The sequence below is a fragment of the Bacillus cereus group sp. MYBK101-2 genome, from assembly GCF_051918845.1.
In the GTDB taxonomy this organism is placed as follows: domain Bacteria; phylum Bacillota; class Bacilli; order Bacillales; family Bacillaceae_G; genus Bacillus_A; species Bacillus_A paranthracis.
Map to the genome: position 1 here is coordinate 624,284 of NZ_JBQAIE010000002.1, position 17,099 is coordinate 641,382.

The window sequence follows — 17,099 nt, forward strand, 5'->3', positions numbered from 1 at the left end:
ATTCTGTTTAGCTGGAATAGAGGATCTAGCCATGTGTGGTGGTGGTCAGTGCCTAATAGAGTCCCATGCCATGTTCAGAACAGAGATGTCGAGCAGGCTTTAGGGGGAATGGAAGAAGTGGATCGCCGAGAGCTTTTTAGAAGAACTAGTGAACAATTTTCTACTTTTTTCTGGAATAGGAAACTAGCCGTGTGTGATAGCGGTCAGTGCTTAGTAGTGCCCCATACGATGTGAGATTTCAATTGAAGTTTTGTAGATGTTATTTATAACTCTATTCTTTTAGTGGAGAGAAAGGAACTAGCCATGTGTAGTATTGGTTAGTTCCTTTTTAGTGTTTTATACTCTGTATAGGTGGAAAGATAGAGCGTTTTTGGAGTGTTTGTGGTTGTATGTATGAACAATCTTTATTTGAAGATTTTTGATTTGAAAATATAAAAATGTATCTTTGGATTATTTTAGTAATTTTTCGTGATAACGCAAATTTTTTCGGTGAAATTACATTCTAAATACCATATAATATAATTAAAAGTGATTCATATGCAATTATGCATATGAATAAAAAAATCTTTTTCTATTTCTATACTTTCTATACATTTTTGTATGTTTATTATTTGACAGACAATTTCGAAATGTTATAATATGGATATGAAAAAATTTCTATTTTCTAAAAAGACATGGGAGTCAGATGAGAATTGTGAAAGGATGAGGGGGAGTGGCACAGATTATGTATCACCACACAGCAATCAATGTATTAAGTCTCTTACAAAACATGTCAAATAATAAAATGAACGATATGCAACTAGAAGCGGAATTTAAAAAAATAGAAAAACAATTCCAAGTAAAATATGAAGAACTAGTTGATTTACATAATAGAATGGTATTATTTCAAATAGATGTAGAAAAACATGGTGGGATGCGAGCATATGAAAAATCAACGATCACATGGCTCAAGTCTGAACTAGAGTTACTGTATGAAGTGTATCAATTTTGCCAACGTCACAGTTTAAACATTATTAATATTTCAAAATATGTTAGTAAAAACGAACTAAATCTTTTCCCGAAAACAGAAAGTCAATTACAAAATACGTATTACAAATTAAAAAAACGTGAAATACCGTTTGAAAATATTGAAAAACAAAAACCAGGACGAAAACGAAAATATACACCTGTAAAAGAAACAATCGTTGAAATGAAAAAAGAAAACAATCAAGTATTAAAAGAGGAAATCCAGCATAAAGAGAGTGAAAAAAGCCTCGTAACAGTTATATCTGGTATCGTTGATAACTTTGAGACAATTAGTCAACATAGTGAAAGAAAAGAGGATGAACTGCATCAGTTTATGGAAGGTATTTATAAGCTTTCTAGCATGGCTGCAGGGCATTTTAAAGAAGAGTCTAATAGAAGTAACCTGGAAAGTGAACTGAGAGCGCTACGATCGGAAAATGAACGATTAAAACGAGAAAAAGAAGAACTTGTGCAAGATGTGAAAGATATGACGCAACAGTTAGTTTATTTCATTAAAAGTTCTGACGTCGATCAAATTCGTAAATTACCAACTTTCGTACAAGATTGTAAAACAGAATTAAATAAATTAGGACTATATAACGCACAAGACGGAAAAATGAAAATAAGGATTGACCGTAGAGGACAAGTTATGACGGTAGCACCATAAAAGTATTGGGTACAAAATAAAAGGGAGATACATAGTTTATATGTATTTCCCTTTTGCTTTTGTATGGAATCGTTTCAAAGAGTGGAATGACAATTATGATTGCAGTAATTTATATACCATTTGCGGAATTTGATTCGCTTGTGAAACCATACTAAGTGCAACTTCGGTTAACAATTTAAATTTTAAAAAATCGCTCATTTCCTGTGCCATATCCGCATCTTCAATTCGAGAGGCAGCATCTGTTAACGCTGTACTTTGGCTATTTAAATTTTCGATATTAAATTGTAAACGGTTAATCATAGCACCAAGATCGGCACGGTAGAGTGATACATTTTGTAGTGCCTCTTCAATTTTACGAATCGCCGCTCTTGCTTCTTGTTCTGTTGAAATGTTGATGTCATGTTGTGTAGGGGAAGGGGAGATATGTTTCGTTACATTTACTGTATGACCAATATCATCTAACGTAACAGGACGGTTTTGTCCGTCAAATACGGATAAATCATTAAACTCAGTCGTCTCATCAATATAGCCAATTTGTTCTGTTAAAGATTGAAACTCTTTATTTAGTGAATCACGGTTTTTATTTGAATTTGTACCATTAGCAGATTGAATAGCTACATCACGCATACGCTGTAAAATATTTGTCACAGTTTGAAGAGCAGCTTCCGCAGTACGAAGCATCGATATCGCATCCTCATTATTTCGAATTGCCACGCGCATACCACTCGCTCTCGCATGCATACGAGTTACAATCGCAACATTTGCAGGGTTATCAGAAGCATGATTTAACTTCTTACCAGTTGCCAAATGCTCCATCGCAACATTCATACGTTTTTCATTCTCATATAGTGATTGCCTAGCATTCATACTCAAAACATTCGTACCAATACGCATAATAGACACTCCTTATAGATTGATATAGTTAGTGTTTTAAAGCTAATAAACGGTCATGAAAAGATTAAAAGGCTTATGCTCATTTGCTATTTGTGTTTTAACTTAAGAGGGGATTAAAATAGGCACTGACCGCTTCTACACATCGCAGATGCTCTCTTCCACCTAAAAAAAGAAAGGTTTTATAAATAATTCATTTATATAGAAAAAATAAACCTCTCCGCAAGCAGAGAGGTTTATTCAGGAAACTAACTCAAATGGATTATTGTAATAATTTAGAAACCATTTGTGGAGTTTGGTTTGCTTGAGAAAGCATGCTGATACCAGCTTCGTTCAAGATTTTGAACTTAGTCATTTCAGACATTTCTTTCGCCATGTCAGCGTCTTCGATTTGAGAAGCAGAAGATGCCATAGCTGATTGTTGGCTCTTAAGGTTGTTTACATTAAAGTCAAGACGGTTTAATGTAGCACCTAGAGTTGCACGATTGTCAGCGATAGATTTAAGTGCAGCGTCAATTGCTTTCACAGCAGCTAATGGATTTGATGCAAGCTCTTTATCTTCATTACCAGTAGCAACTGGGATGTAATCTTTGTCTAAAACACCTCTGAATGCAGTTTGAAGTGCAGCAGCAGCTTCCCCTTTAGCTTCATCAAGTGTTTTAGCACCAGTTCCTGTAGTTGCTTTCGCCTCATTATAAGCTGTAATCTTTTCAGTCAAAGTTGTTAAATCTTCTTCTTTTAAGAAAGATTTAACTTTGTCAAATGCTTCCATAGCAGCACTGAATTTTGCTGCATGATTTGTATCATCTGCATCAGCTGTAGCTGGGATTGCCGCAGTTGCATCATCTAAATCTTTTTGAGAGATGCTAGTAGTTTTAATATTATCTTTAATTGTAGCAAATTCTGAGCCTATTTTAGCAGCAGCAGCAGTTTTATCAGTTGCAGTTGAATAATCTTCAAATGCTTTTGTAATTTTTTGTACATCAGCACTACTTAGAGTGTCTTTTACTTTATCAAAATTCTCTCTAGCAGCAGCTACCTTTTCTTGATGGTTGCCAGTTGTAGTAGATGCAAGAGCAGCCATAGCTGTTTCAACTTTAGCTTTAGTATCTACAGATACACGACTTGAACCAATGCTAAGTTCAGCGATTCCTAATGATTTTGCAGAAACATTGTTTAATTGAATACTAATTTGTTTTGTTTCATCACTAGAATCAAGAGTTTGAATGTTGATAGTCGAATTAGATCCATCTAATAAGTTTTTGTCATTAAATTGAGTGTTACCTGCAATATAATCAATTTGTTTTTGTAACTCACCAAATTCTTTTTGAAGAGCAATTTGGTTTTTATCAGTGTTTGTACCATTTGCAGATTGGTTAGCAATGTCACGCATACGAAGTAAGATGTTAGATACTGAGTTCATTGCTGAATCAGCTGTACGAACTAATGCCATACCGTTTTGCGTGTTATCAGCAGCAACACCTAATCCGCTTTCACGTGCACGCATACGAGTTGCGATTGCAAGACCTGCTGCATCGTCAGAAGCGTTGTTGATACGTTTACCGCTTGATAAACGGTCCATAGCGTTGCTCATTTTAGTTTGGTTTTGACGCATGTACTCTTGTGTACGCATGCTATTAATGTTTGTATTAATTCTCATGTAAAAGAACCCCCATTTTTTTATATTGACTTTTCTGCAAATTGAAAAACGGTAATATGCGAAAAAATCGATTTCGAATTTATTGTAAGCCTTGCTATAATGGGTGTCAACTGAAAATTTGAATTAATAAATATAAAAAAATAACAGTTTAACAATTTAGTCGTTTTTTTATTACAATATAATTGCAAAGGATTATTGCAAACTTTACGAAAAAACTCTAATATTAGATTATCTTTGTTTACCGAAAAGGTGATATTATGGTAGTTGGAAATATAGTAAAAGAAGTACTTGCATATAAAAAAGGACAGTTTCAGCAAAAGTTAAGTAGTCCGCAGGCTTTCGTTAGTAGTAGGTTTCAAGAAAAGTTGCAGAGCGAGCCTATGAAGGAGACGAAGGCTACGACGCAACCGGCTAAAGTAGAGGATATGAGTCAGCCGGTACAATCTACGAAAATAGAAACGCTCGTTAATAAAGGTGATTCTAGTAAAGTAGAGGAAGTAAGTAAGCCGGAAGAAAAGCCTGAAACGAAGAAAGTTGATGAAGTGCAAGTTGCGCAAAAAGAGTTTGAACGACGTTTCCCGGAAACGAAAAATGAGGCTGTTGATACGTGGGAATTAACGAAGAAGTATAATATTCAAAAAATACGTTCTTCAAATGAAGGGAAGTATGAGGATATTATAGATAGAGTAAGTCGTACATACGGAATTCCGAAAACGTTAATTCAAAAAATGATTGAAGTAGAGTCTAATTTTAATCCGAAAACGGTGTCACATGCAGGTGCGATGGGACTTATGCAGCTTATGCCAGCGAATGTGAAAGAAATGGGTATAAAAAATCCATTTTCACCAGCTGAAAGTATTGAAGGCGGCGTGAAAGAGTTGAGCGGTTATTTAAAGAAAAATAACGGTGACTTAGTATTAGCGCTTGCTTCTTATAATGCTGGTCCTGGTAATGTGAGAAAGTACGGAGGGGTACCTCCATTTAAAGAAACGCAAGGATATATTAAAAAAATATTAAATATCGACGTTTCGAAATAAGAAGTTTCATATATAGAGAGAAAATGAAATTTTCGTAAACATGATATGGGAGTGGCTAGATTGAAATTACAAGATGATATTCCGTTAACAATTTATTTTGAAATCGGAAATACGAAAAAGAAAATTGAAGATCTGCTTCATATTACGAAAGGTACATTGTATCGTCTTGAAAATTCAACGAAAAATACGGTGCGTCTTATGCTTGAGAATGAAGAGATTGGAACCGGAAAGATTTTGACGAAGAATGGAAAGATGTACGTTGAAATCGTTGAATTGAAAAGGTAGGGAAGGGGATTTTCATGAGCGGCGATAAATTAAGCCAAGAGCAAATTGATGCCCTGCTGAAGGCGGTAAATGAAGGCGAGGAAATGCCAGCTTTCGCACAAGAAGCAGGGAAGCAAGATAAATTTCAAGAGTATGATTTTAATAGACCGGAGAAGTTCGGTGTGGAACATTTACGTAGTTTGCAAGCGATTGCTTCTACGTTTGGTAAACAGACGTCACAGTCGTTATCTGCGCGTATGCGTATTCCAATTGAACTAGAGCCTTCGACAGTGGAGCAAGTTCCATTTACGAGTGAGTATGTGGAGAAAATGCCGAAAGATTATTATTTATATTGCGTCATTGATCTCGGACTTCCAGAGCTTGGAGAAATTGTTATTGAAATTGATTTAGCATTTGTTATTTACATTCATGAGTGCTGGCTTGGCGGGGATAGTAAACGTAATTTTACGATGCGTAGACCGTTAACTGCATTCGAGTTTTTAACGCTTGATAATATTTTTGCGCTTCTATGTAAAAATTTAGAGCAATCGTTTGAAAGTGTTGTAGCGATTAAACCGACATTTGTAACGACGGAGACAGATCCGAATGCACTTAAGATTACGACAGCAAGTGATATTATTTCATTACTAAACGTAAATATGAAAACGGATTTTTGGAATACGACGGTGCGTATCGGGATTCCGTTCTTATCTGTTGAAGAAATTATGGATAAGTTAACGTCTGAAAATATTGTTGAACATTCTTCAGATAAACGTAAGAAGTATACGTCTGAAGTAGAAGTGAAAGTAAATCAAGTGTATAAACCAGTTCACGTTGCAATTGGTGAGCAGAAGATGACGATGGGCGAGATTGAACAAATTGAAGAGGGCGATATTATTCCGCTTCATACGAAAGTTTCAGATGAATTACTTGGTTATGTAGATGGAAAGCATAAATTTAATTGTTTTATTGGAAAAGATGGAACGCGTAAGGCGCTCTTATTTAAAAGTTTTGTAGAGTAGGAGGATCCATATGAAGCATGAAGTATCTCCTGTGTCATTAATGGGATTAGAAGAATTTGCAGGAAAGCGAAATGAAGCAAGTAAAGCACATATTGATACTGTTTCAGATATTTCGATTGAACTTGGTGTAAAGCTTGGAAAGGCATCTATTACGCTCGGTGACGTGAAGCAATTAAAAGTTGGCGATGTTCTAGAAGTAGAGAAAAACTTAGGACATAAAGTAGATGTATATTTAAGTAATATGAAAGTCGGCATCGGGGAAGCGATCGTAATGGACGAGAAGTTCGGTATTATCATTTCTGAAATTGAAGCTGACAAGAAGCAAGCTGCGCTTATGAAAGCGCAAAGTCAAATGCAAGATAAAGAGTAGAGGAGGAGTCATATGTCGTATATGACGACCTTATTTCAAGTCGTTTTACTGTTTGGTGCGCTCGGCTACGGTGCATATTATATGACGAAAAAGACGCGCAAGCAGCAGTTTTTTAAACAAGGTGAAAATGGCCATATTCAAGTGAAGGACGGCGTGTATTTAAATCATCAAACGAGCGCCTTTTTATTTGAAGTAGACGGCAAGCAAGTGTTCACTGTTATTAGTAATAACGGTGTACAATCTGTGCAATTAACAGGAACAGGAAATCAGTTTCAACAAGCGCTAGAAGACGCGGTGAAGAGTGAAACGAAAAAAGTAGAGGATCCATCATGAGAATAAAGAAACAGTTATCGTTATTAGCCGTTATTTTCGTATTTTCTATCGTTTTTTCAATTATTTTTGTAAATCCAGCGTATGCAGCCCAAAACGGTTTTATTAATTTCGAAAATGGAAAAGAGTTTACGAGTAATTCAAGTGTACAGCTATTTGCGCTCGTTACCCTTTTATCATTATCTTCATCTATCGTTCTATTATTTACACATTTTACTTATTTTATGATTGTTCTTGGGATTACACGTCAAGGACTTGGGGTAATGAATTTACCACCGAACCAAGTACTTGTTGGACTTGCATTATTTTTATCACTCTTTACGATGCAGCCTGTTCTTGGGCAGCTAAAGAGCGATGTGTGGGATCCGATGACGAAAGAGAAAATAACGGTAAGCCAAGCTGCGGAAACGACAGCGCCGATTATGAAAGAGTATATGTCAAAGCATACATATAAGCATGATTTAAAAATGATGCTGAAAGTGCGCGGAGAAGAGTTGCCGAAAGATTTAAAAGATCTTTCACTATTTACGCTCGTACCATCCTTTACGTTAACGCAAATCCAAAAGGGATTATTAACGGGGATGTTCATTTATTTAGCGTTTGTATTTATAGATTTGATTATTAGTACACTTTTAATGTACCTCGGGATGATGATGGTACCGCCGATGATTTTAAGTTTACCGTTTAAAATACTCGTTTTCGTATATTTAGGTGGATATACAAAAATCGTCGACATTATGTTTAAAACGGTCGCCTGAAGTGTTTGATGCTATGTGATAGGAGTCATATAAATGAATACGTCACCAATTATAGATATTTTTCAAACCTTTTTTTATAAAGGGGTTATGATTTTAATGCCGGTTGCCGGTGTTAGTATGATTGTCGTTATTATCATCGCTGTCATTATGGCGATGATGCAAATTCAAGAGCAGACGCTGACGTTTTTACCGAAAATGGCGAGTATTGTACTCGTTATTATCATTTTAGGTCCGTGGATGTTTCAAGAGTTAACGACGCTTATTTTAGATTTATTTGATAAAATTCCATCGCTATTGCGTTCGTACTAAGATAGGGGAACTGAAATGAATATGGAATTATGGGCGGCGACGTTTTTTGCGTTTTGCCGCATTACTTCATTTTTATATTTTTTACCGTTTTTCTCTGGTCGATCTATTCCAGCGATGGCGAAGGTTACATTTGGACTTGCTCTATCCATTACAGTGGCCGATCAAGTTGATGTTTCTCACATTAAGACAGTTTGGGACGTTGCAGCTTATGCAGGTACGCAAATTGTAATTGGATTATCACTTTCAAAAATTGTAGAAATGCTGTGGAACATTCCGAAAATGGCCGGGCATATTTTAGACTTTGATATCGGTTTATCACAAGCAAGTTTGTTTGATGTAAATGCAGGTTCACAGTCTACTTTACTATCAACCATTTTTGATATATTTTTTCTCATTATTTTTATTTCACTTGGCGGCATTAATTATTTCGTTGCCACGATTTTAAAGTCGTTTCAATATACAGAGGCGATTTCAAAATTGTTGACGACTAGTTTTTTAGATAGTCTACTTGCAACGTTATTATTTGCGATTACATCAGCGGTTGAAATTGCTCTTCCGCTCATGGGAAGTTTGTTCATCATTAACTTTGTTTTAATTTTAATCGCAAAAAACGCTCCGCAATTAAACGTTTTTATGAATGCGTACGTTATTAAAATTACGTGTGGTATTTTGTTTATTGCAATGAGTGTACCGATGCTCGGTTATGTGTTTAAAAATATGACGGATGTATTGCTTGAGGAATATACGAAACTATTTAACTTTTTCTTAACGAAGTAGGGGGACGCGCATGGCAAAGGATAATAAAACAGAAAAGGCCACCCCGCAGAAGCGTAAAAAATCGCGTGAAGAAGGGAATATTGCCCGGAGTAAAGATTTAAATAATTTATTTTCCATACTTGTATTAGCAGTTGTCGTTTACTTTTTTGGAGATTGGCTCGGGTTTGAGATTGCCAATTCCGTATCGGTGCTGTTTGATCAAATTGGAAAAAATACAGATTCAACCGAGTATTTTTATATGATGGGGATGTTACTACTAAAAGTATCAGCACCGATATTAATACTCGTATACGCTTTTCATTTATTCAATTATATGATTCAAGTCGGTTTCTTATTTTCTTCTAAAGTTATTAAGCCGAAAGCGTCACGTATTAACCCAAAAAACTATTTTACAAGATTGTTTAGTCGTAAAAGTTTAGTAGATATTTTGAAATCACTGTTTTATATGGGATTAATCGGTTACGTTGCTTACGTTCTCTTTAAAAAGAATTTAGAGAAAATCGTGAGTATGATTGGATTTAATTGGACTGCGTCACTTACTGAAATTATAAGACAAATTAAATTTATCTTTTTAGCTATTTTAATTATATTAATTGTTCTTTCTATTATTGATTTCATTTATCAAAAGTGGGAGTACGAACAAGATATTAAGATGAAAAAAGAAGAAGTAAAACAAGAGCATAAAGATAATGAAGGGGACCCGCAAGTAAAGGGAAAACGAAAAAACTTTATGCATGCGATTTTGCAAGGAACAATTGCGAAGAAGATGGATGGTGCAACGTTTATTGTAAATAACCCGACTCATATTTCAGTCGTACTTCGGTACAATAAACACATCGATGCAGCACCAATTGTCGTTGCAAAAGGGGAAGATGAACTCGCATTATATATACGAACACTTGCCCGTGAACAAGAAATACCGATGGTGGAAAACCGTCCACTTGCTCGTTCTTTATATTATCAAGTCGAGGAAGATGAGACGATTCCAGAAGATTTATACGTAGCTGTAATTGAAGTTATGCGCTATTTAATTCAAACGAACGAACTTGAAGTATAATAGCGCGTTTGGAGGAGATCTCTTTGTTTAAGATAGATTCTGCAAGAACCTATTTTTCTATCTTTTTAGCAGCGTCATTCGTAGTGGCGCTCTTAATTCCACTTCCACCATTTATACTTGATATCATTATCGTTTTTCTACTAAGTATGTCAGTGCTTATTTATATGCGAGCGACAAGTATTAACGAGTGGGATGAATTAAAGTCATTTCCGACGATGTTGTTATTAATCGGGATTTTCCGTGTATCGATTAACGTATCGACGACGCGAGCGATTTTGACAAACGGAAATGCCGGACATGTTATTGAAGAGTTCGGTCAATTCGTAATTGGCGGGAACTTATTAATTGGTATCGTTATTTTTACAGTATTAATCATATTCCAGTTTATCGTTGCAAACGGTGCATCTCGTACAGCTGAAGTTGCAGCTCGTTTTACACTTGATTCTTTACCAGGGAAACAAATGTCGATCGATGCTGATTTAAACCAGCGTATTATTTCAGAAAAAGATGCACAAGCAAAACGAAAAAAATTAAATATGGAAACAGAGTTTTACGGAGCGATGGACGGTGCTGGAAAGTTCATTAAAGGGGACGTTATTTTCGGGATCGTCATTTTATTCGTAAACATTATTTTCGGTTTAATTGTTGGTATGATGCAGCAGGGCATGAGCTTTGGTGAAGCAGCTCTTCATTACACACAGTTAACTGTCGGTGACGGGATTGTAAACCAAATTGGATCGCTTATGCTTGCGATTTCAACTGGTATTATCGTAACTCGTGTATTTGACGGTTCACCGGATACAGTAACGGAAGGTATCTTTAAAGAGTTATTAGCGCATGAAGTCGTTGTATATGCGCTTGGTGGTTTATTTATCGCAATGGGTATTTTTACTCCGCTACCATTTCTACCGTTCGCACTCGTTGGTGGAACAATTATCTTCTTAGGAATTCGAAATAAAAACCGAATGAAGAAAGAAAAAGAAGATGAGCTTCAAAAAGAATTAGAAATGATTCAAGGCGAAGATGAGCAACTGCAACAAGTGGAAGATTCATTTGGCGTATTTACAGATAAATATCCAATTATTGTAGAACTCGGCTTAGATTTAGCAGCACTTGTAAAGCAGAAAATTAACGGGGAAACAGCTCGTGATAAAGTTGTTCTTATGAGGAAGTCGATTATTACTGACCTTGGTATTAACGTTCCTGGAATTAACTTTAAAGATAATACGAGTTTTAGACCACGCGGACGATACATTATTCGTATTAAAGGTGCGAAGGCAGCTGAAGGAGTTTTAAAATCAGGTTATTTATTAGCACTGAAAACACCGAATGTAATGGCCGATTTAGATGCAGAACCAGCGAAAGATCCAATTTTTGGCGAGGATGGATATTGGATTTTAGAGCATATGGTACAAGATGCACAAATGAAAGGCTATCAAGTATTAGAGCCACTTAGCATATTAATTACACATTTAGATGTTGTCGTTAGACGTAATCTTCATGAGTTAATTCAGCGTCAACATGTAAAAGACTTAATTAACTCACTTGAAAATGATAACGGCGTTTTATTAGAAGAGATTAAGAAGAAAGAAATTGATTTATCACTCGTTCAAAATGTTATTAAACAATTGCTAAAAGAAGGTATTTCTATTCGTGATTTACCAACTATTATTGAAGGTATTATTGACGGAAAAGAAATTTATCAAAATCATGTTGACGGTGTAACGTCATTCGTCCGTGAATGTATTTCAAAAGTGATTTGTGAAAATGCGAAAAATCCTGACGGGAAAATATATGCGGCGCTCTTCTCAGATTCAATTGAGTTAGATGCAGACGTTGTGAACAATTCTTATCAAGGTTATTTATTAAACTGGGATTTAGATTTAGAAACGCGAGTCGTTGAGCAAGTACAACGCGTATTGAAACAAGCGAGGTTAATGGGAAGAGAACCAGTATTATTAACGCGTAGAAAAGATTTCAGGTTTGCGATTGTAAGACTTCTTGAGCGTTATCAAGTAGAAGCGCAAGTACTTTGTATTAGTGAATTAGCACCAGAAATTGTTGTAGATCAAATTGCCTATATTGAATAGTAGGGGGTGAAGTAATGGAAAGTACAGAAAAGAAAGAAGCGTTAATGCGAATAAAAGCAGCTTCGAAAAATGAATTGTATCGAAAGTTATTTGACCAATATGGTACAGATTATTATTACGTTGTCGATGAAAGTGTAAAACGAAATATCCCGTTTTTTTGGAAAAAGAATTATGAAATGTTAGTTGCTTTTCCAGAGGATAAACAGGAAGAAGTGAACGAAGGAACAGCGCAATTTCATGAACAGTTAATGGATGTTGTGAATGACCCTTCAGAACAAATTGTGAAGGCGAACGGAATTCAATCGGTACTGCACAATTTAGAAAACGTGACGACTCCTATGTCATATGCGGCGATGCAAACAGGAAATAGTGAAGAATGGGCAAGAAAGAAAGAGAAGCTATTAAAGCTGTTTGAAAAAGGTATCGTCGTTGTGAGACAGACGGAAGAAACGAAAGTAACGAAAAAGCAAAAAGCTGTGAAAAAAGTCGTTCCTGTCAAGAAAGAAGAAGTGGTTGTAAAAAAAGAAAAGCAAGAATCTGTACCATTTATTATTCAAAAAGTAATTCGCATGCTAGAACAAAACGATGTAGAACAATACTTCATTCACGCATATGCTGAAAAGTTAAAAGTGAAGTTTGAAAGTGCAACGATGATTACAGAAGAAGAAGTAATCGAATATATATTGGAAGATATGAGCTCTCATTTCAATACGGAAAATGTATTTGAAAAAGAAGTACAAACAATTGCATTAATCGGTCCAACTGGTGTTGGAAAAACGACGACACTTGCGAAAATGGCGTGGCAATTTCACGGTATGAAAAAAACGGTTGGTTTTATTACGACAGACCATTCGCGCATTGGGACAGTACAGCAACTGCAAGATTACGTAAAGACAATTGGATTTGAAGTAATCGCTGTGCGTGATGAAGCTGCAATGACAAGAGCGCTTACGTATTTTAAAGAAGAAGCGCGCGTCGATTATATTTTAATTGATACAGCTGGGAAAAATTATCGTGCGTCAGAAACTGTGGAAGAAATGATTGAAACGATGGGACAAGTAGAGCCAGATTATATTTGTTTAACGTTATCAGCTTCGATGAAAAGTAAAGACATGATCGAAATCATTACGAACTTTAAAGATATTCATATTGATGGTATCGTCTTTACGAAATTTGATGAAACGGCAAGTAGTGGTGAATTGTTGAAAATTCCAGCAGTATCATCAGCTCCTATTGTATTAATGACAGACGGACAAGACGTAAAGAAAAACATACATATCGCTACAGCGGAACATTTAGCGAAACAAATGTTGCAAACATCATAGAAAAGAGGTGAAGGATAAGGCAACTGCCTTATTCAAACGAGTATGAACGGTCTTTATATAGGTTCTATGGGTATGATGAATTACATGCAGCGTATTAATGTTCATTCAAATAACGTTGCAAATGCCCAAACGACAGGATTTAAAGCAGAAAATATGACTTCAAAAGTATTTGATGTACAAGACACATATCGCCGCGGAGATGGTGCTGTAACAAATATCGGTTCGGTCGATTACGCTGTAGTACCAGCCGCAACGCATGTGAACTTAGTGCAAGGAAATATACAAATGACAAATAGTGCTACAGATTTCTTTTTAGATGACGGTGCAAACGGTACAACATCATTTTTCGTTACATCTAAAAACGATGAAACGTTTTTAACGAGAGATGGTAGTTTTACAATAAATAGTGATCGTTACTTGCAAACATCATCTGGTGCCTATGTTATGGATGTAAATAATGAACGTGTTCGTATTCCAGAAGGAGCGAAGATCGCTGTACAAGCAGATGGTACATTATATGATGAGGGAACACAAAATAATATTGCTCGCCTGCAAACAAAAACGGTAGATGCAGAAGCGAATTCTCGTCTAATGCAAAGAGAGAACAAAAGCTTTACACTAGCAGAAGGAAACATTGCTGATTTACCGAACGGAACAGGATTAGTGAAAAATCATATGCTAGAAAATTCAAATGTAGATATGACGAAAGAGATGGCAGATCTTATGACGGATCAAAGAATGATTTCAGCGTCACAACGTGTTATGACTTCATTTGATAAAATTTATGAAAAAGAAGCGAATGAAATATTGAGATAGGAGGCTCCTAATAAAGGAGTCTTTTATTAGTTTTAAATTTCAGAATTATCAATTGACTTTATAGAGCTTCTTTTTTATATTAGTAGGTATAATTATAACTACTAAAGAGGTGAGAGTATGACAACGGCATTATATTTAGAAGATGCATACAAAACGAGTTGCGAAACAGAAGTGATAAAAGTAGAAGGGAATAAAGTATTTGTAAAAGAAACAGTTTTTTATCCAACTGGTGGAGGGCAGGAATGTGATACGGGTGTCATTGTACAAGACGGGTCTGTATTTGAAGTTCAAAAAGTAAAGAAGGAGCAGGGAGAAATAGTTCACTATATAAAAGATGGAGCTCAAGTAAAATTAGGTCCCGTTAAATTAGAGATTAATTGGGAAAGACGTCATAATTTAATGCGGCATCATTCTTTACTGCATCTTATCGGAGCTGTCGTTTATGAAAAGTATGGAGCTCTATGCACTGGAAATCAAATTTACCCTGATAAAGCACGTATCGATTTTAATGAGTTACAAGAGTTATCGAGCGTGGAAGTAGAAGAAATTGTTAAGGAAGTGAATAAACTTATTAAACAAAATAAAGAAATTTCTACTCGTTATATGAGCCGCGAAGAAGCAGAAAATGCTGTAGGAATGATTAAGACCGCAATAAACCTCCTGCCAACTACTATACAAGAAATCCGCATTGTTACAATTGAAAATTTAGACGAACAAGCTTGTGGAGGCACACATGTGAAAAATACGAGTGAAATAGGAACACTTGTTATTGATAAAGTAAAAAGTAAAGGGAAACAAAATCGTCGCTTTGAAGTTAGAGCGATTTAGATTGTGAGGAGTACTAATGGATGAAATTATAAAGGAATTACAAAAATTAGGTTTTTCCCAGTACGAATGTAAAGCGTATATTGGATTACTAAAACATTCCCCAGTAACTGGGTATGAAGTGAGTAAACAAACAGGAGTACCTCGTTCTATGATTTACGAGGTACTCGGTAAGTTAATGGACAAAGGAGCGGTACATATTGTACCTTCTGAACCAGTGAAATATGTACCAGTACCAGCTACAGAATTAATGAATCGAATGCGAAAAGACTTTGAAAAGTCCTTTGAATTTTTAGACCAGAAATTAAATGGTTTAGAACAAGAGCGACAAATAGATGTAATTTCGCATATTCGCTCAAATGATCGTGTTTTAAAAGAAATATGCAATATAATTAATAGAGCGAAGGAAGAGTTATGGATTTCTGTATGGGAAGATCAAGTGCATGAAATTGAGCCGTACATTCATCAAAAGGAAGAGGAAGGTGTACATATATTTTCCATCTTATTTGGCGCTCCAGAAACAAAAATAGGAGCGACGTTTCACCATAATTATATGACGCCCCACGTTGTTGAAAAGAGAATGGGTGGTCATTTAACTGTAATCGCGCGTGACGGGGAAGAAGTATTAATTGCGAACTTCACAAATGATAGCACTTCGTGGGCTGTTACAACGTATGACCCAGCATTAGTTCTCGTTGCTACAGAGTATGTGCGGCACGATATTATGGTTGAAGAAATCACGAAGGAATTTGGAGCTGATAAGTTAGATACGTTATGGCGTGAAAATATAGATTTAGTTCATGTTGTAACAGGAAAACGAACTTTAGAAGGACTGGAGGATGATAAGGATGAGTAAAGCTGAGGCACATGTAGCTTTGCAAAGCGATGATACATTTCAGCAAGGAGTAAAAGATTGTTTACCAACTGTATTTGGTTATTTGAGCATCGGTATAGCAGCTGGCGTAATTGCAAAAACAGCTGGTTTCTCCATCATTGAAATTGCGTTTATGTCCACTTTAATTTATGCAGGTTCTGCCCAATTTATATTAGCTGGTATGTATGCAGCTGGTGCTCCTGCTTCCGCAATTATTTTTACTGTATTTTTTGTTAACTTACGCCACCTTCTTATGAGTGCTGCACTTGCGCCGTACTTTACGAAACTGCCTCTATTTAAAAACTTACTAATCGGTTCGCAAATTACAGATGAAACGTTCGGAGTTGCAGTACAGCATGCAGCGCAAAAAGGATATTTAGGCGAAAGATGGATGATTGGGCTAAATGTAACGGCTTATTTAAACTGGATTCTTGCTACTATTATCGGTGGGCTATTTGGTGAGTGGATACCAGATCCGCATACGTACGGGATGGATTATGCATTACCAGCGATGTTTATCGGGTTATTTGTACTTCAGCTTATAAGTAGTAAACCGAAGCTAGCAATTCATCTTACTGTTGCAATTATAGCGATTATACTTGCATACGTTTCACACTTATTTATGCCAGATAGTATAGCGGTTATTATCGCAACATTACTAGCTGCGACGATTGGAGTGGTGATTGAAAAATGGAAATGAGATTAGACGTAATATTACTTTTATTAGCAGCAGGAGCTGTTACACTCGTGCCACGTATTTTACCTCTACTCGTATTTAGCAAACTACAAATTCCAGACTGGGGTTTAAAATGGTTAAATTATATACCAATTGCGATATTAGCAGCACTTTTAGCACAAGTTTTATTTATGCATGAGACGATGCAGTGGGATTACCTGATCGCAGCAATTCCAACATTTCTTGTAGCGATATATACTCGTAGTTTATTAGGTACAGTATTAACGGGAGTGATTGTGATTATTTTGTTACGTTTCTTTTTCTAAAAAGGATTACGCTCATATAA

The 17,099-nt window shown here is 35.9% G+C and carries 19 protein-coding genes; 17 read left to right on the forward strand and 2 right to left on the reverse strand.

The features are described from left to right. The first annotated feature begins 724 nt into the window (after window positions 1-724). On the forward strand, window positions 725-1,672 hold the full coding sequence (locus ACTFSI_RS08590; protein ID WP_197225795.1) for a DNA-binding domain-containing protein: 948 nt from the start codon (window positions 725-727) through the stop codon (window positions 1,670-1,672). Window positions 1,673-1,765: 93 nt separating this feature from the next. On the opposite strand, the gene ACTFSI_RS08595 is transcribed toward ACTFSI_RS08590, so the two are convergent. After that, a complete protein-coding gene (locus tag ACTFSI_RS08595; protein ID WP_440045321.1) occupies window positions 1,766-2,566 on the reverse strand; it encodes a flagellin N-terminal helical domain-containing protein in 801 nt (266 codons plus the stop codon). Between the two features lie 259 nt (window positions 2,567-2,825). Then, the gene (locus tag ACTFSI_RS08600) at window positions 2,826-4,223 is read right to left on the reverse strand and encodes a flagellin N-terminal helical domain-containing protein (protein ID WP_440045322.1); all 1,398 of its coding nucleotides are present in this window, start codon (window positions 4,221-4,223) and stop codon (window positions 2,826-2,828) included. Window positions 4,224-4,480: 257 nt separating this feature from the next. Here ACTFSI_RS08600 and ACTFSI_RS08605 point away from each other — a divergent pair, with 257 nt between their 5' ends. From ACTFSI_RS08605 to ACTFSI_RS08680, 16 genes are all read left to right on the forward strand, one after another. Next, complete coding sequence (locus tag ACTFSI_RS08605; RefSeq protein WP_440045323.1) at window positions 4,481-5,260, forward strand: lytic transglycosylase domain-containing protein; 780 nt, start codon at window positions 4,481-4,483, stop codon at window positions 5,258-5,260. A 60-nt stretch (window positions 5,261-5,320) separates the two neighbouring features. Then, window positions 5,321-5,545: a flagellar motor switch protein FliN gene (locus ACTFSI_RS08610; protein ID WP_000775712.1), complete on the forward strand. Its 225-nt coding sequence runs from the start codon at window positions 5,321-5,323 to the stop codon at window positions 5,543-5,545. A 14-nt stretch (window positions 5,546-5,559) separates the two neighbouring features. Next, window positions 5,560-6,546: a flagellar motor switch protein FliM gene (fliM, locus tag ACTFSI_RS08615; RefSeq protein WP_000012183.1), complete on the forward strand. Its 987-nt coding sequence runs from the start codon at window positions 5,560-5,562 to the stop codon at window positions 6,544-6,546. 10 nt (window positions 6,547-6,556) lie between these two features. Beyond that, window positions 6,557-6,916 carry a flagellar motor switch protein FliN gene (fliN, locus tag ACTFSI_RS08620; RefSeq protein ID WP_000680021.1) on the forward strand — a complete coding sequence of 120 codons (360 nt, stop codon included), beginning with the start codon at window positions 6,557-6,559 and terminating at the stop codon, window positions 6,914-6,916. Between the two features lie 12 nt (window positions 6,917-6,928). Further along, window positions 6,929-7,249, forward strand: coding sequence for a hypothetical protein (locus tag ACTFSI_RS08625; RefSeq protein WP_000121176.1), 321 nt, complete (start codon window positions 6,929-6,931; stop codon window positions 7,247-7,249). Beyond that, window positions 7,246-8,004 carry a flagellar type III secretion system pore protein FliP gene (locus ACTFSI_RS08630; protein ID WP_001220586.1) on the forward strand — a complete coding sequence of 253 codons (759 nt, stop codon included), beginning with the start codon at window positions 7,246-7,248 and terminating at the stop codon, window positions 8,002-8,004. The genes ACTFSI_RS08625 and ACTFSI_RS08630 overlap by 4 nt, the downstream gene beginning before the upstream one ends. A 33-nt stretch (window positions 8,005-8,037) precedes the next feature. Continuing rightward, complete coding sequence (locus ACTFSI_RS08635; protein WP_001098085.1) at window positions 8,038-8,313, forward strand: flagellar biosynthetic protein FliQ; 276 nt, start codon at window positions 8,038-8,040, stop codon at window positions 8,311-8,313. A gap of 15 nt (window positions 8,314-8,328) precedes the next feature. After that, on the forward strand, window positions 8,329-9,090 hold the full coding sequence (locus ACTFSI_RS08640; protein WP_001055697.1) for a flagellar biosynthetic protein FliR: 762 nt from the start codon (window positions 8,329-8,331) through the stop codon (window positions 9,088-9,090). Between the two features lie 10 nt (window positions 9,091-9,100). After that, complete coding sequence (gene flhB / locus ACTFSI_RS08645) at window positions 9,101-10,147, forward strand: flagellar type III secretion system protein FlhB (RefSeq protein ID WP_001030106.1); 1,047 nt, start codon at window positions 9,101-9,103, stop codon at window positions 10,145-10,147. 23 nt (window positions 10,148-10,170) lie between these two features. Continuing rightward, the gene (flhA, locus tag ACTFSI_RS08650) at window positions 10,171-12,237 is read left to right on the forward strand and encodes a flagellar biosynthesis protein FlhA (RefSeq protein ID WP_000472544.1); all 2,067 of its coding nucleotides are present in this window, start codon (window positions 10,171-10,173) and stop codon (window positions 12,235-12,237) included. A gap of 14 nt (window positions 12,238-12,251) precedes the next feature. Then, entirely contained in the window at window positions 12,252-13,562 is a 1,311-nt protein-coding gene (flhF, locus tag ACTFSI_RS08655; protein WP_440045324.1) for a flagellar biosynthesis protein FlhF, read from the forward strand. A 42-nt stretch (window positions 13,563-13,604) separates the two neighbouring features. Next, complete coding sequence (locus tag ACTFSI_RS08660) at window positions 13,605-14,378, forward strand: flagellar basal-body rod protein FlgG (protein ID WP_001013945.1); 774 nt, start codon at window positions 13,605-13,607, stop codon at window positions 14,376-14,378. Window positions 14,379-14,495: 117 nt separating this feature from the next. Further along, the gene (locus ACTFSI_RS08665) at window positions 14,496-15,206 is read left to right on the forward strand and encodes an alanyl-tRNA editing protein (protein ID WP_440045325.1); all 711 of its coding nucleotides are present in this window, start codon (window positions 14,496-14,498) and stop codon (window positions 15,204-15,206) included. A 16-nt stretch (window positions 15,207-15,222) separates the two neighbouring features. Next, complete coding sequence (locus ACTFSI_RS08670; protein WP_000343382.1) at window positions 15,223-16,059, forward strand: TrmB family transcriptional regulator; 837 nt, start codon at window positions 15,223-15,225, stop codon at window positions 16,057-16,059. Continuing rightward, window positions 16,052-16,777: an AzlC family ABC transporter permease gene (locus tag ACTFSI_RS08675; protein ID WP_000029965.1), complete on the forward strand. Its 726-nt coding sequence runs from the start codon at window positions 16,052-16,054 to the stop codon at window positions 16,775-16,777. The genes ACTFSI_RS08670 and ACTFSI_RS08675 overlap by 8 nt, the downstream gene beginning before the upstream one ends. Next, entirely contained in the window at window positions 16,768-17,079 is a 312-nt protein-coding gene (locus ACTFSI_RS08680; RefSeq protein WP_000425935.1) for an AzlD domain-containing protein, read from the forward strand. The genes ACTFSI_RS08675 and ACTFSI_RS08680 overlap by 10 nt, the downstream gene beginning before the upstream one ends. Window positions 17,080-17,099 lie beyond the last annotated feature (20 nt).